This is a genomic window from Streptomyces alanosinicus (assembly GCF_014650595.1).
GTDB classification, from domain to species: Bacteria; Actinomycetota; Actinomycetes; order Streptomycetales; family Streptomycetaceae; genus Streptomyces; species Streptomyces alanosinicus.
Genome location: NZ_BMVG01000001.1, coordinates 686110 through 700662, shown reverse-complemented (window position 1 = coordinate 700662; position 14553 = coordinate 686110). Strand labels below are relative to the sequence as shown.

At 72.4% G+C, this 14553-nt stretch carries 13 protein-coding genes; 3 read left to right on the top strand and 10 right to left on the bottom strand.

Annotated features, from left to right (window positions below; genetic code table 11):
* The first annotated feature begins 7 nt into the window (after positions 1 to 7).
* From IE277_RS03205 to IE277_RS03195, 3 genes are read left to right on the top strand one after another with little or no spacing between them, the layout of a single operon-like run.
* Entirely contained in the window at positions 8 to 1291 is a 1284-nt protein-coding gene (locus IE277_RS03205; RefSeq protein ID WP_189948258.1) for an ABC transporter substrate-binding protein, read from the top strand.
* Positions 1288 to 2190 (top strand): carbohydrate ABC transporter permease, encoded by a 903-nt coding sequence (locus tag IE277_RS03200; RefSeq protein ID WP_189948256.1) that lies wholly within the window; start codon positions 1288 to 1290, stop codon positions 2188 to 2190. The genes IE277_RS03205 and IE277_RS03200 overlap by 4 nt, the downstream gene beginning before the upstream one ends.
* Entirely contained in the window at positions 2183 to 3016 is an 834-nt protein-coding gene (locus tag IE277_RS03195; protein ID WP_189948255.1) for a carbohydrate ABC transporter permease, read from the top strand. The genes IE277_RS03200 and IE277_RS03195 overlap by 8 nt, the downstream gene beginning before the upstream one ends.
* Positions 3017 to 3094: 78 nt before the next feature.
* On the opposite strand, the gene IE277_RS03190 is transcribed toward IE277_RS03195, so the two are convergent.
* The 10 genes from IE277_RS03190 to IE277_RS03145 form a co-directional block, all read right to left on the bottom strand.
* Positions 3095 to 3871 (bottom strand): SDR family NAD(P)-dependent oxidoreductase, encoded by a 777-nt coding sequence (locus tag IE277_RS03190; protein WP_189948254.1) that lies wholly within the window; start codon positions 3869 to 3871, stop codon positions 3095 to 3097.
* 83 nt (positions 3872 to 3954) lie between these two features.
* Complete coding sequence (locus IE277_RS03185) at positions 3955 to 4539, bottom strand: TetR/AcrR family transcriptional regulator (RefSeq protein WP_189948253.1); 585 nt, start codon at positions 4537 to 4539, stop codon at positions 3955 to 3957.
* 61 nt (positions 4540 to 4600) lie between these two features.
* Positions 4601 to 4951: a nitrite reductase small subunit NirD gene (nirD, locus tag IE277_RS03180; protein WP_189948252.1), complete on the bottom strand. Its 351-nt coding sequence runs from the start codon at positions 4949 to 4951 to the stop codon at positions 4601 to 4603.
* Positions 4948 to 7566, bottom strand: a complete 2619-nt coding sequence (gene nirB / locus IE277_RS03175) for a nitrite reductase large subunit NirB (protein WP_189948251.1) — start codon at positions 7564 to 7566, stop codon at positions 4948 to 4950. The genes nirD and nirB overlap by 4 nt, the downstream gene beginning before the upstream one ends.
* Entirely contained in the window at positions 7566 to 8780 is a 1215-nt protein-coding gene (locus tag IE277_RS03170; RefSeq protein ID WP_189948250.1) for an NAD(P)/FAD-dependent oxidoreductase, read from the bottom strand. The genes nirB and IE277_RS03170 overlap by 1 nt, the downstream gene beginning before the upstream one ends.
* Positions 8781 to 8922: 142 nt before the next feature.
* The gene (locus tag IE277_RS03165; RefSeq protein ID WP_189948249.1) at positions 8923 to 9570 is read right to left on the bottom strand and encodes a class F sortase; all 648 of its coding nucleotides are present in this window, start codon (positions 9568 to 9570) and stop codon (positions 8923 to 8925) included.
* 102 nt (positions 9571 to 9672) lie between these two features.
* Positions 9673 to 10182, bottom strand: a complete 510-nt coding sequence (locus IE277_RS03160) for a hypothetical protein (RefSeq protein ID WP_189948247.1) — start codon at positions 10180 to 10182, stop codon at positions 9673 to 9675.
* A gap of 257 nt (positions 10183 to 10439) precedes the next feature.
* On the bottom strand, positions 10440 to 11870 hold the full coding sequence (locus IE277_RS03155; RefSeq protein WP_189948245.1) for an ATP-binding protein: 1431 nt from the start codon (positions 11868 to 11870) through the stop codon (positions 10440 to 10442).
* Positions 11867 to 12595, bottom strand: coding sequence for a hypothetical protein (locus tag IE277_RS03150; RefSeq protein WP_189948243.1), 729 nt, complete (start codon positions 12593 to 12595; stop codon positions 11867 to 11869). Before IE277_RS03150 ends, IE277_RS03155 begins: the two co-directional genes overlap by 4 nt.
* Before the next feature lie 162 nt (positions 12596 to 12757).
* Positions 12758 to 14410, bottom strand: coding sequence for a M4 family metallopeptidase (locus tag IE277_RS03145; protein ID WP_189948241.1), 1653 nt, complete (start codon positions 14408 to 14410; stop codon positions 12758 to 12760).
* Positions 14411 to 14553 lie beyond the last annotated feature (143 nt).

Here is a 14553-nt window from a genome sequence, read left to right as displayed (position 1 = left end):
ACAGACGATGACCATGAGTCGCAGGACGCTGCTGGCCGCGGGAGCCGGGGCAGGTGCCGCACTGCTCGCCGGTTGCGGGTCCAACACTGGGCGTGGTGGCGGGAGTTCAGGAACAGAACTGACGCAGTGGTACCACCAGTACGGCGAGACCGGCACCGAGCAGGCCGTCGAGCGGTACGCCGCCGCCTACAAGAAGGCGAACGTCAGGGTGCAGTGGCGGCCCGGGAACTACGACCAGCAGACCGCGGCCGCCCTGCTGACCGACTCCGGGCCGGACGTCTTCGAGGTCAACGGTCCCACGATCGACCAGATCCAGGGCGGCCAGGTCGTCGACCTCACCGACCTCCTCAAGGACGCCAAGGACGCCAAGGACATCAAGGACGACTTCAATCCGGCCGTGCTCGGGCCGAAGACCTACGACGGGCGGATCTGGGGCATCCCGCAGGTCATCGACATGCAGATGCTGTACTACCGCAAGAGCCTGCTGAAGGAGGCGGGACTCGCGCCGCCGGCCACGCTCGACGCCCTCGTGGACGCCGCGAGGAAACTCACCGACAGCAAGGTCAAGGGGCTGTTCCTGGGCAATGACGGGGGAGCCGGAGTGCTCGGCGGTACGCCCCTGTACGCCGCCGGGCTGACGCTCGTCACCGATGACGGCAAGGTCGGCTTCGACGAACCCGCCGCCGCCCGCACCCTCGGCAAGCTGCGTCAGCTGTACGCCGACAAGTCCCTCCTCCTCGGCGCGCCCGCCGACTGGTCCGACCCCTCCGCCTTCCTCCAGGGGCTGACCGCGATGCAGTGGTCCGGGCTGTGGGCGCTGCCGCAGGTGCAGAAGGAACTCGGTGACGACTTCGGGGTCCTGCCGTTCCCCGGGGACGGCGGTCAGGGGAAGCCCGCCGTGCCCGTCGGGGCGTACGGGGCCGCCGTCAGCGCGCGCAGCAGGCACAAGGAGGCCGCCCGGGAGTTCGTGCGCTGGCTGTGGGTCGAACGGACCGACTACCAGGAGGACTTCGCCCTGTCGTACGGCTTTCACATCCCGGCCCGGATCTCCCTCGCCCAGAAGGCCGGCAAGCTGCGGACCGGTCCCGCCGCCGACGCCGTCCGCTTCAGCACCGACCACGGCTTCGCCGCTCAGCCCCTGCTGTGGACGCCGGCCGCGCAGACCGCCTACCAGGACGCGCTCAGCCGGATCATCAGGAGCGGGGCGGATGCGGAGAGCGCACTGCGCGCCGTCGTAGGGAAGGTGGCCGGCGAGCTCGACCGGGTGAAGAAGGCGAAGAAGGCGTCGTGAGGCGCCGTGGGACCCTGTGGTTCTGGGTGTTCGTCGGGCCCTTCGCCGCCGGGCTCGCCCTGTTCACCTATGTGCCGCTGCTGTGGAGCGTGGGCCTCAGCTTCTTCGACGCGCACAACACCGTCACGCCCACGCGTTTCGTCGGCCTGGACAACTACACGGCGATGCTGAAGGACGACGCGTTCGTCGACAGTCTGAGGACCTTTCTCCTCTTCACCGCCTTCATCGTCCCTGTCACATATCTTCTTTCCCTCTCGCTCGCCCTCATGGTCAATCGCGTGAAACGGGCTCGCGCGTTCTTCCGGTCCGTCTTCTTTCTTCCCGCCGCGTGCAGTTACGTCGTCGCCGCCCTGGTGTGGAAGATGTCGCTGTTCAACGGGGTGCGGTTCGGGCTTGCCAACACCGTGCTGGGGTGGTTCGGGAGCGATCCCGTGGCGTGGCTGTCCAGCGCCGATCCGCCCTGGTACTGGCTGGTCATCGTCACCGTACGGCTGTGGCTGCAGGCCGGGTTCTACATGATCCTGTTCCTCGCCGGGCTGCAGCGGATCGACCCGGTGCTGTACGAGGCGGCCGCCGTGGACGGGGCCCGGCCCGGCTGGACGGTGCTGCGGCACATCACGCTGCCCCAGCTGCGGGCCACCTCGGTCGCGGTGGTGCTGCTGCTCGTCATCAACGCCTTCCAGGCCTTCGACGAGTTCTACAACCTGCTCTCCGATGCCAGGGGTTATCCGCCGTACGCCCGGCCGCCGCTCGTCTATCTCTACTACACCGCGCTCGGGCAGGGGCAGAACCTCGGGGCCGGCAGCGCGGGTGCGGTGATCCTCGCGCTGATCATCGCGGTCGTCACGGTGGGACAGGCCCGGTGGCTGCGGCTGGGAAGGACGGACGCCGATGGATGACGCCCTGGTGCGGGCCGGACGGGCGCTCAGGCTGGTGCTGCTGCTCGCGCTCGCCCTGCTCTTCCTGATCCCCTTCTATCTGCTCGTGCGCAACGGCCTGTCGAGTGAGCAGGACATCACCTCGCCCCGATGGACCTTTCTTCCCGGCGAGTTGAGATGGGGCAACGTCCGGGAGCTGTTCGACGATCCGTCCGTGCCGTTCGCCCGGTCCCTGCTCAACTCCGCGCTGATCGCGGTCGCGACGACGCTGGGCACCCTGCTCCTCGCGTCCCTCGCGGGATACGGCCTCGCCCGTATCCCGTACCGGCATGCGAACAAGGTCTTCTACGGCGTCCTCGGCACCCTGCTGGTGCCGGCCGCCGTCACCTTCGTACCGAGCTTCGTGCTGGTGTCGTCGCTGGGCTGGATCTCCACGCTCCGGGGGCTGATCGTCCCGACGCTGTTCTCGGCGTTCGCCTGCTTCGTCTTCCGGCAGTACTTCCTCGGGTTCCCCCGGGAGCTGGAGGACGCGGCGCAGGTCGACGGGCTCGGCTACTGGCGGACGTACTGGCTGGTGGTCGTGCCGAACGCGCGGCCGGTGTTCGCGGCGGTCGGCACGATCGTCTTCCTCGGCGCGTGGAACTCCTTCCTGTGGCCGCTGGTGATCGGGCAGGACCAGAGCGCCTGGACGGTGCAGGTGGCGCTGTCGTCGTTCACCACGTCCCAGGTGATCCGGCTGCACGAGCTGTTCGTCGCGGCCGTCGTGTCGGTCCTGCCGCTGCTGCTGGTGTTCCTGTGCTTCCAGCGGTGGATCGTGGCGGGGGTGGAGCGTTCGGGGATCGACTAGTGCCCCAACAGGCAACGTTCGCCCCGTCGCGACGCTCCTTCACGGGCAAACGTTGCCTGCCGGGGCACTAGCCCACGCTCACAGGGAGCCGCCGCTGTCCACCACCAGGTCGGTGCCGACGATCGAGGCCGCGTCGTCGGAGGCGAGGTAGAGGACGGCGGCGGCGATCTCCCCGGTCGTGGAGATCCGGCCCAGCGGGAGCCCCGCCTGCGCGCGGTCGGCCCGGTCCTCCTCCGTCTCCCCGGGGCGCAGCGACATGGAGGTGGCGGTGGCGCCGGGGCTGACCACGTTGATCCGGACGCCGTCGCCGATGTGGTCGAGGGCGGCACCCCGGCTGAGGGTGGTCACGGCGGCCTTGGTCGCCGCGTAGGCCGCGGCTCCGGCGGAGGTGGTGTGCAGGCCGAAGTTGGAGGACACGTTGACGATCGCGCCGCCCGCGGGCTGGGTGCGCATCTGGCGGATCTGGGCCTGCAGGCCCAGGTGGACGCCGGTGACATTGACGGCGAGCTGGGCGTGCCAGTCGTCCTCCGGCAGGTCCGCGAGGGGCTGCCCGCCCCGGAAGACGCCGGCGTTGTTGACGGCCACGTCGAGCGAGCCGAAGCGGTCGACGGCGGCCCGGACCAGCGCGGCGGCGTCGGCGGCCCGTGAGACGTCGGTGCTCACCGCGAGGGCCTTGGCGCCCTGTTCCTCCATCAGCCGGACGGTCTCGGCCAGTGGCTCGGGCCGCCGCCCGGCGACGACGACCTGGGCGCCCTCGGCGGCGAACGCGAGGGCGACGGCGCGGCCGATGCCGGATCCGGCGCCGGTGACGAGAGCGGTGCGTCCGGCGAAGCGGGTGCGTGCGGTGGTGGTCATTGTCTTTCCTTTTTTGAGTCTTACATTTTTGACCGATCGGTTCAGTATGGAGGTAGGAAAGACGCCCTCGGGGGAGGGTGTGGTCAGTCGAGCAGGGTCAGGGCCTGCTCCGCCGCGTCCCGGACGCGGGCCGGGTCCGCCGACGCTTTGCCGACGACCCGCAGGCCCTGCAGCAGCACCAGCAGGGTGCGGGCCAGGGCGAGCGGATCACGGCCGGCCGGCAGCTCGCCCTGCGCCTCGGCACGCACCAGCGCGGAGTGCAGCAGGGTCTCCAGGTGGTCCCAGCTCTGCTCCACCCTGCGCGCGGCCGCCCGGTCGTGCGGGGCCAGCTCGACCGCCGTGTTGACGACCAGACAGCCCTCTTCCCTGGTCGGGTCGGCGGTGGCCTCGGCGGCGAACCGCCGGACCACCGCGCGCACCGCCGGCAGTACCGGTCCCGGCCGGGACAACTCCCGGGTCAGCCGGGGGTTCTGTGTCTGTCCGTACCGGTCCAGCGCCCTCAGGTAGAGCTCGTGCTTGCTCCCGAAGGTCGCGTACAGGCTCGCCCTGCCGATGCCCAGGTGCTCGACCAGGTCGGCCAGCGACGTCGCCTCGTAGCCGCGCCGCCAGAACAGCTCCAGGGCTGACTGCAGCGCGGCGTCCGGGTCGAATTCCTTGGTCCTGGCCACGGAGCGCAGCCTAGGTTTTTCTGGAACGATCGGTCAAGCGAAGTCAGGCGGTCAAGCGAAGTCAGTCCGTGCGCACCTCGTACGCGGTCACCCGCACCGCCCCGTCGTCCAGGCACTCCCCGCTGATCAGGTCGAAGCGCTGCTTCAGCAGGGGCGAGGCCACGAACGGGCGGTCCTGGTGGGTGCCGGTCAGGCCCCGCGAGAGAACGGCCGCACCGGTGAACGGGTCGCGGTTGTCGACCGCGTACAGGCGGTCGGCGCGGTCGCGGAAGAGGGCGACCTGGCGGCCGTCCGGCAGCAGGGCGGCCACCCCGCGGCCCGGCGTCAGCGCGCCGAGGTCACAGGCCGTGAACCAGCCGTCCGCCAGCCGGAGTTGAACCTTCAGATCGGTGGTCTCCAGAGCCAGGGTCATCGCTGGGCGCTTCCTTCCAGTGCGTCGTCGGCGGGCCGCAGGCCGATGGACAGCAGCGGCAGGTCGGGCTTGATCTGGTCGCGCTCGGGGACGAAGGCGACCACCGGGTCCGGGGTGTCCGGGGCGTTCACGAAGGACACGAACCGGGCGAGCTTCTCGGGGTCGCCCACAGTCTCGGCCCACTCGTCGCGGTAGTGGGCGACATGCGCCCGCATCAGCTGCTCCAGCTCGTCGCAGATGCCGAGCGAGTCGTGCACCACCACGTCCCGTACATGGTCCAGGCCGCCCGGGATCCGCTCCAGCCACACGCTCGTGCGCTCCAGGCGGTCGGCGGTGCGGATGTAGAACATCAGGAAGCGGTCGACGAGGCGGACCAGCTCGGCGTCCGAGAGGTCCTTGGCCAGCAGGTCCGCGTGGCGCGGGGTGGCGCCGCCGTTGCCGCCGACGTACAGGTTCCAGCCGCTCGCGGTGGCGATCACGCCGAAGTCCTTCGACCGGGCCTCGGCGCACTCGCGCTGGCAGCCGGAGACCGCCGACTTCAGCTTGTGCGGGGACCTCAGGCCCCGGTAGCGCAGCTCCAGGTCGATCGCCATCCGGACCGAGTCCTGCACGCCGTAGCGGCACCAGGTGGAGCCGACGCAGGACTTCACCGTGCGCAGCGACTTGCCGTAGGCGTGCCCCGACTCGAACCCGGCGTCCACCAGCCGGGCCCAGATCAGCGGGAGTTGCTCGACCCGCGCACCGAACATGTCGATCCGCTGACCGCCGGTGATCTTTGTGTACAGGCCGAAGTCCCGGGCGATCTCGCCGATCACGATGAGCTTCTCGGGCGCGATCTCGCCGCCCGGGATGCGCGGCACGACCGAGTACGAGCCGTTCTTCTGCAGATTGGCCAGGAAGTGGTCGTTGGTGTCCTGCAGGGCGGCCTGCTCGCCGTCCAGGACATAGCCGCTCGCGCCGATGGCCGGGGCGAGGGAGGCGATGATCGAGGCGACGGCCGGCTTGCAGGTCTCGCAGCCGTCGCCGCCCCGGGCGTCCTCGCGGCCGTGGCGGTCGAGCAGGTCCCGGTGGCCGGTGATGCGCAGGGCGAGGACGATCTCGTACAGCTCCTCGCGGGTCTGCGCGAAGCAGCCGCACAGGCCCTTGTCGACCTCGACGCCGGACGCCTCCAGCTCGGCGTCGACGAGCCGGCCGAGCACCTTGACGCAACTGCCGCAGCCGGTGCCGGCCCTGGTGCACTTCTTCACCTCGGGCACGGTCGTGCAGGAGTGCTCCGTCACCGCGCCGCGGATCGTGCCCTTGCTGACGTTGTGGCAGGAGCAGATGACCGCCTCGTCGGGCAGGGCGCTCGGGCCGAGCCGGGCCCCCGAGTCCGCTCCGGCGGGCAGGACGAGGGACTCGGGGGAGACGGGGGGCACCGAACCCGTCAGCGCGCGCAGGGTGCCGTACGCCTCCGCGTCGCCGACCAGGATGCCGCCGAGCAGCGTGCCGTCCCGGCCGATGACCAGCTTCTTGTACAGGCCGGCGCGGGAGTCGGAGTAGACGACGTCCAGGCAGTCCTCGGTGGTGCCGTGCGCGTCACCGAAGGAGGCCACGTCGACGCCGAGCAGCTTCAGCTTGGTGGACAGGTCGGCGCCGGTGAACGTCAGCTGGTCGGTCTCGTCCGCGGCGATGGCGGCCGCGGCCGTCTCGGCCTGCTCGTAACCCGGCGCCACCAGGCCGTACACCCGGCCGTCGCAGGCCAGCGCGCACTCGCCGATCGCGAAGACGTGCGGGTCGGACACGGTACGGCACTGCTCGTCGACGGTGATGCCGCCGCGCTCGCCGACCGTCAGACCGCAGTCCCGGGCCAGCTGGTCCCTCGGCCGCACACCGGCGCTGAACACCACCAGGTCGGTGGCGAGTTCGGAGCCGTCGGACAGCTTCATGCCGGTGACGGCACCCTCGGCATCGACCACGATCTCCTGGGTGCCCACGCCCGTGTGGACGCTCAGGCCCATGTCCTCGATGGTGCGCAGCAGCGCCGCGCCACCGCCCTCGTCGACCTGGACGGGCATCAGCCGGGGCGCGAACTCCACGATGTGGGAGGTGAGCCCGAGGCCCTTCAGCGCACCGGCCGCCTCCAGGCCCAGCAGACCGCCGCCGACCACGGCACCTGTGGTGGCCTTCGCCTTCGCGTACTCCTCGATCGCGAGCAGATCCTCGATGGTCCGGTAGACGAAACAGCCGGTGGCGTCCTTGCCCGGAACCGGCGGTACGAACGGGTACGAGCCGGTGGCGAGCACGAGGATGTCGTACGCGAAGACCTGGCCGGACCTGGCCGTGACCTTCTTCGCCTCGCGGTCGACGGTCTCGGCGGGGTCGCCGACGTACAGCTCGATGCCGTGCAGGGCGATGAACTCCCCGTCGGTCAGGGAGAGTTCCTCGGGCGTCCGCCCCGAGAAGTACGAGGTGAGGGCGACGCGGTCGTACGCCGGACGCGGCTCCTCGCACAGCACGACCACGCGGTGCGTGGCGGTCAGGCCGCGCTCGGCGAGCGCTTCGAGGAAGCGCTGGCCGACCATGCCATGGCCGACGAGCACGATCGTGGGGGTGGCCCCCGGGGCGGTGTTCATCAGGAGCCTCCGTCGTTGGTGAGCAGATGGAGCAGGGGGCCGTCGTCGGGGAGCGGCTCCGCTCCCTCCCAGGCGCGGGCGAGCGCGCCGACGGTGCCGAGTTCGCCGACGAGCACCCCGCCGACCAGGCGGTCCCGGCGGACGACGACCTTGCGGTAGGTGCCGCGGGTGGCGTCGGCGAGCCGTACGACGTCGTCGCCGGGGCGCGCCTCGGTCTCGCCGAACGCGGCCAGGTCGAAGGGGGAGTCCGAGCCGGCGAGGGTCAGCCGGGTCAGGGAACGGGTGCCGCGGTAGCGGGCCTCGGCGCCGGTGGCGAGCGACGCGGCGAGCGCGTCGGCCTGTTCGAGCGCGGGCGCCGCCAGGCCGTAGACCGTGCCGTCGTGCTGGGCGCAGTCGCCGATGGCGCGGATGCGCGGGTCGGAGGTGCGCAGCTCGTCGTCGACGAGGATGCCCCGGTGGACGGCGAGACCGGCCTGCTCCGCGAGTGAGGTGCGCGGGCGCACCCCGCAGGCGAGCACGACGAGGTCGGCGTCGAGGGCGTACCCGTCGGCCAGCTCCACCGAGCGGACCGCGCCCGCGACACAGCGCACGTCCCGCACCCGGCACTCGGTGTGCACCTCCACGCCCAGCTCGGTGAGGTGCCGTAGCACCAGCCGGGAGGCGTCCGGGTCGAGCTGGCGTTCCATGAGCCGCTCGGACTGCTGGGCGAGGACCACCTGTGCGCCGCGCACGGCGAGCGCGCGGGCGGCGGACACGCCGAGCAGCCCGCCCCCGACGACGACCGCACGCGCCCCGGGCCGTACCGCCTCGGCGAGCCCCAGACAGTCGTCCATGGTGCGGAACGCGTGGACGCCTTCGGGGAGTTGGTGATCGGGAGTGAACAGACCGCGCAGGGGCGGCAGCACCGGGTTGGAGCCGGTGGCCAGGACCAGCGTGTCGTATGCGATCGCGCTTCCGTCGGCGCACTCGACGGTCCGTGCGGCCCGGTCGATGCCGGTGACCCGGGCGCGCCGCAGTCCGTCCGGCGCGGGGAGGGTGATCACCTCCGGGGCGTACCGGCCGGCCAGCACCTCGGCGAGCAGCACCCGGTTGTACGGCGGGTGCTCCTCCTCGCCGACGAGCAGCGCGGGCAGGCCCAGCTCGCCGAGCCGCCGGGCGAGCCGTACGCCCGCGAGGCCGGCGCCGATCACCACCACACGCGTATTCGAGGTCATGTCCCCGAGCGTGCGGTCCGGACGTTACCCGGCCGCATCACCTCTGTTTCCCGCGGGGAACGCTGCCCTCAGCCTGCGGCGGCTCGGCGTGTGAGGTCCGGGGTGCGAGGGGGGTGTCGTTCGTCTGCGGCGCCGCCGTGGCTCAGCGGCTGGCTGTCAGATGGGCGAAGACCACCACGTTGCCCAGATAGCCGGAGGCCTTGGAGTAGCCGCCGCCGCAGGTGATGACGCGCAGCTCGGGGCGGTGGGCGGCGCCGTAGACCTTCTCGTCGGGGAAGTTGTTCGCCGCGTACACCTTCACCGTGTCCACGGAGAACACGGCCACGCTGCCGTCCATGCGGTCCACCTCGATGCGGGCTTCGCGCTTGAGCGCCCCGAGGTCGTAGAAGACGGCCGGGCCCTCCGCGTTGTCGACATGGCCGGCGACGATCGCGGTGCCCGTCTCGCCGGGCATGGTGCCGGACTCGTACCAGCCGGCCAGGTTCTTGATCCGGGCGGGCGGCACGTCCAGGCTGCCGGAGGGGGTGAGGGCCAGGCCCATCAGCGGGGCGTTCACCCGGATCGCGGGGATGCGGATCCGGGTGGGCACGGACGGGGCCAGGGCGTGGGCCGTGAGCCGCTCGCCGGCCGGATCCGGGCGGCCCTCGGCGGCGGCCGGCTGCGGCGGGGCGTGCGTCACGGCACCGCTGCCGAGCAGCCACACCGCGCAGCCGAGGGCCAGGACGGTGACCGCGGCTATCGCGGTGTCGCCGAGCCTGGCGCCGCGACCGCGTCTGGCGCAGTTGCGCATACGAACCTCCGAGGACTCCCGCCCCCTCCGGGCCGCGAGGGGCATCGGACCCGGAGGGGGCGGGTTGTGCGGTACCGGCGGACGGACAGCGGAGGGTGTCCGTCAGATCCCGTCGCCTCTCGCCCGGCGATGCAGGAGCCAGGTACCGCCCGCGGCGGCGACGGCCAGCGCCGCCACACCTGCCGCGGTCTGCGCGGGGTCGGTGCCGAGCGCGCCGCCGACCCCCGTCTTCAGGCTTCCTCGCGGCTGCACCTGCTCGTGCGCCGCGCTCAGTGCCACCACCAGGTCGCCCGTCACCTGGCGGTTTCCCTCGGCGCACTTGGCGACGATCTCGTACGTCCCCGGCTGTGCGCTCTCCGGCACCTGGAACTGGCCGATCGCCTCGCCCTCGTGCGTGCTGGGCGCCAGGGTGAAGGTGCCGCCGCCGACCGCGCCCGCGTCCCCGGTCGCCGAGCCCTTGTCGCCGCACGCGGCGGTGTTCACCGTGACCTGGCTGCCGGGGGCCACGGAGGAGGGGTACACGTCCAGGCTCGCGGTGCCGGCGGCCTGTGCGGGTGCCGCGGCCGCCAGGACCAGCGCGGTACCGGTCAGCAGTCGGGCGGTGCGTCGCATGGTGCTCTCCAGGGCTGGTCCGACTCGGGTGTCCCCTGCCCTACCGAGGTAACTGGGTTTCGCTCGGCTCCGCTCCCTGAGGCATCGTCAGGAATGCGGTGAACGGGTGGCGCGGCCGGCCCCCGCACGGCGTAACCGCCGCCGGGTTCCGGCAGGTCACACGCGTACGGACGCGATGATGAGACGACCGTGCGAAGAGCACACGAATGGAGCCGCCCGCCGTTGAACAGACGAGGGTGCCTCAGCGGGCCGGCACCTCAGTGCCCGTCCGGGCCGGGTGGCGCGTCCGCCGCCGGCAGCAGCACCTCCGCCTCGGCGCCCTTGCCGGGCGCGTTGCGCAGCCGCACCCGCGCCCCGATCACCTGCGCCTGTCCGAAGGCGATGGTCAGCCCCAGCCCGGTGCCCTGGCCGCGCTCGGCCGCCCCGGTCAGGAACCGCCGCGGCCCCTCCCGCAGCAGCCGCTCCGGGAAGCCGTCCCCGTGGTCCCGTACGGTCACCGCGCACCCGGACACGGTCACCTCGACCCGGCCGCCGCCGTGCCGGCGGGCGTTGCCGATCAGATTGGCCAGCACCCGCTCCAGCCGGCGCGCGTCCGTCCGTACGGGGGTGTCCGCCTCGGCGCCGGTCAGCCCCACGTCCTCCCCGGCCCGCCGTACGATCCCGGCGACCAGCGGACCCAGCGGGCGCACGTCCAGCTGCGGCCGCTCCACCTCCGCGTCCAGCCGGGCCACCTCCAGCAGATCCTCGGTGAGCGTGCACAGCGCCCGCACCCGGTCCCGGACCAGCTCGCTCGGGCGGCCCGGCGGCAGCAGTTCGGCCGCCGTGTGCAGGCCGGTCAGCGGGGTGCGCAGTTCATGGGCGACATCGGCGGTGAACCGCTGCTCGGCCTCCAGCCGGCCCTGCAGGGTCGCCGCCATCGTGTCGACGGCGGCGCCGAGTTCGGCCACCTCGTCGCGGCCGCCCGCCGGTCCCGGGCCGCCGATCCGGGCGTCCAGCTCGCCCTGGCTGATCCGGCGGGCCGTCGCCGCCGCCGTCCGCAGCTCACGGCTGAGCCGGCCGGCCAGCAGGGCCCCGCCGAGCGCGGCGAGCGCCACCACGCCCGCGCCGGAGATCATCAGCTGCCGGTCGAACTCGGCCATCTCGCGGGCCTCCTCGTCCAGCGGCTTGCGCACGGACAGCACGTGGTCGCCGATCGGCCGTGCCGCCCACACGGCGGGGTGGTCCGAGGACAGGTCGAGGTAGGTCGTGCGCCGGCCCTCGGCCGCGGCGCGCCGCAGCGGCTCGGGTACGGACAGGGAGTCGAGGGCGGCCTCGGTGTCGACGTCGTCGACGCGGCCGGTGAGTTCGTACACCTGCCGGACCCGGACCAGCTGGGCCAGTGCCTGGGCCCGGGAGCCGTCGGCGACCTGCTCCAGCCGCTGCTGGTGCACGAGCAGTCCGATGGCGACGGCGACCAGTGCGCAGCCGGCGGCGAGCAGCACGGCGATCTTGCCGCGCAGCCGGAGCCGGCGCAGCCCGAGCGGGTGGAGCCCGGGGCGAGGGTGGCCGGGGCGACGGCGGCCGAGGTGACGGTGCCTGAGGCGACGCTGCCGGAGCTGACGGAGCCCGGGGTGCCCCGGCCCGCCCGGGCGCGGCGCGGGCTCGGGCGGGCGGATCCGGCGGCGCGCGGCCTGGCCGAGGGCCGTCATCGCGTGCCGCCCTGCCCGCCCGTGCCGCTCTGCCCCCTCGTGCCGCTCTCGCTGTGGGCGGGGGACGGCGCGGGCTCCGTGGCGGAGGCCCCGTACTTCTTCTCGTCGCTCACCGTCACCAGCCGGGCTCCGTCCCAGTGGAAGCGCACCGCCTGCTGGGCACCGTCCGTGCACAGGCTGCGCAGCACCAGGTCGTGGCCCAGCGTCTCCACGGCCACCTGGTGGCCCCCGGTGAGCAGCACCTCGTAGACCTGGCCGGCGCGGGCGGCGAACACGGCGAGCAGGGTGCGGCCGTTCTCGGTGTCGACGGCGACCAGCAGCTCGGGCCGGCCGTCGCCGGTCAGGTCGGCGTAGCGCGGCGGGCGCATGCCGGCCGGGCCCGGCTTGTCGGTGCTCGGCCGGTCGGCGTACGGCCGGGTGCGCGGGTCGGCGCGCAGCACCGCCCGTACGTCCAGGTCGCGCAGGTCCTTCGCCTCGTCCGTGCCGATCCGGGGCAGTCCCTTCAGCGGCTCGGGCGGCGGCTGGCGGGTGGACGCCCGGGCGCCGGGCGCCGAGGCGGAGGTGCCGGTCCAGGCCGGCCATACGGACTCGGGGCGTGGCGGTGCGGACACGGTGGGTACCGGCTCCCCGGCGGCCAGCCCGTCCGTGGCGGCGCACCCGGAGGCGGCCCCGGCGCCGATGAGCACGGCGCAGCCGGGGAGCAGCAGGCGGAAGGACGGCTTCATGCCGTAGACCGTCGCACTGCTTCATCACAGAAATACGGAGGTTGCGTAACAAGGATCACTAAAGGTGGATGATCAGGCAATTCAGGACGAAAGTCCCGGGACCAACAGGCCGGTGCCCGGCGCGCCGGTGCCGGGAGCGGGCCGGCACCGGCGCATCCGGCCTCAGTTCACGTTGACGGCGCTCCAGGCCGCCGCCACCGCGTTGTACTCGGTGCTGCCCGCGCCGTACAGGTCCTTGGCGGCGTTCAGGGTGGCCGTGCGGGCCCCGGCGTAGTTCGTCGAGGAGGTCATGTAGACCGTCAGCGCCCGGTACCAGATCTTGCCGACCTTGTCCCGGCCGATGCCGGTGACGGTGGAGCCCTTGTACGTGGGGGAGTCGTAGGCGACCCCGTTGATGGTCTTCGGGCCGCTGCCCTCCGCCAGCAGATAGGCGAAGTGGTTGGCGACGCCGGAGGAGTAGTGGACGTCGAGGTTGCCGACCGAACTGCTCCAGTAGTCGGCCGAGTTGCCGTCCTTCGACGGCTTGTCCATGAAGCGCAGGGCGGGCTTGCCGAAGCCGGACTTCACGATCTTCTCGCCGATGAGGTAGTCACCGGGGTCGGAGGGGTTGTCCGCGTACCACTCGACCATGGTGCCGAGGATGTCCGAGGTGGCCTCGTTGAGCCCGCCGGACTCGCCGGAGTAGGTCAGCGCGGCCGTCTTGGCGGTGACGCCGTGCGTCATCTCATGGCCGGCGACGTCGAGCGCCACCAGCGGCCCGAAGGTGGTCCCGTCCCCGTCGCCGTACGTCATGCAGAAGCAACTGTCGTCCCAGAAGGCGTTGTTGTACTTGCTGCCGTAGTGGACGCGGTTGTACGAGCCCTTGCCGTCGCCGGCGATGCCGTTACGGCCCTGGACGTTCTTGTAGTAGTCCCAGGTCATGTCGGTGCCGTACTGGGCGTCGACGGCGGCCGAGGCGCGGTCGGCGGTGGTGCCGCTGCCCCAGTGGTTGTCGGCGTCCGTGAACAGGGCCGCGGGGGCCCGGCCGATGCAGATGGTGAGGACGCACGTATCGGTCTTGCCCTGCGCGTCCCCGGTGTAGGTGTTGCCGCGCGTCGGGTCCTTGAGCTGGTACGACGATCCCGATGGGGTGGTGTCGAGCGGCACCGTCCCGCTGTACAGCGACTTTCCGTCGCCGGCGGCGGTCTCGATGCTGTCCCAGGCGTCGATCTGGGCGCCGGTGCGGGCGTCGGTCAGCACGGTCCGGGCGACCGGGTTGCCGAGCGAGTCCCGGCCGGCGGCGTTGGTGCGCCAGGCGAGCCGCGGGGTGCCGTGCAGGGCGTCGACGATCAGCTCGGGCCTGGCCGTGATCTTCTTCAGCGCGTCGCCGAGGTGCACGGCGCGCAGGGCGTTCACGGCGAGGTCGGCGGCCTTGGGGGCGGCGATCCTCGGGATGATCGAGGCGAGGGAGATCGGGCTCCGGGTGGCCCGGTTCGCGCCGCGGTAGCCGCCGTCCGGGGCCAGATGGACCACGAAGTCGCCGCCCAGCACGGGCAGTTGGTGGTAGGTGCGGTCGTAGCGGACGTGCTGGGTGCCGTCCTTGTCCACGATCACGTCGCGGACGCTGGTGTTCTCGGCGGAGGTCAGGCCGAGGTTCGCGGCCTGGGCCGGCAGTGCCGACGCCGCGTTCTGGATCGCGGTGGCCCGGGTCGGCCTCGGGTCGGCGTGGGCGGCGGGGGAGAGGGCGGCGGTCAGCAGGGTCGCGGTGGTGACGGCGGCGCCGGCGGTGGTGGCGAGACGGCGGGATCCTCGGACGTGCGGACGTATCCGGCTCATCTGTCTCCTCGGGGTGGCGCCGAACGAGGGCGTGGGGCGGCGCGGAACGGGGGTGGGGGGATGGCGCTGTGACCTGAGATTTAAGGGGCCATGACATCTCGTGTCCATAGACCCTTCATGGAGATGTGTGAGGAGCCGAAGGG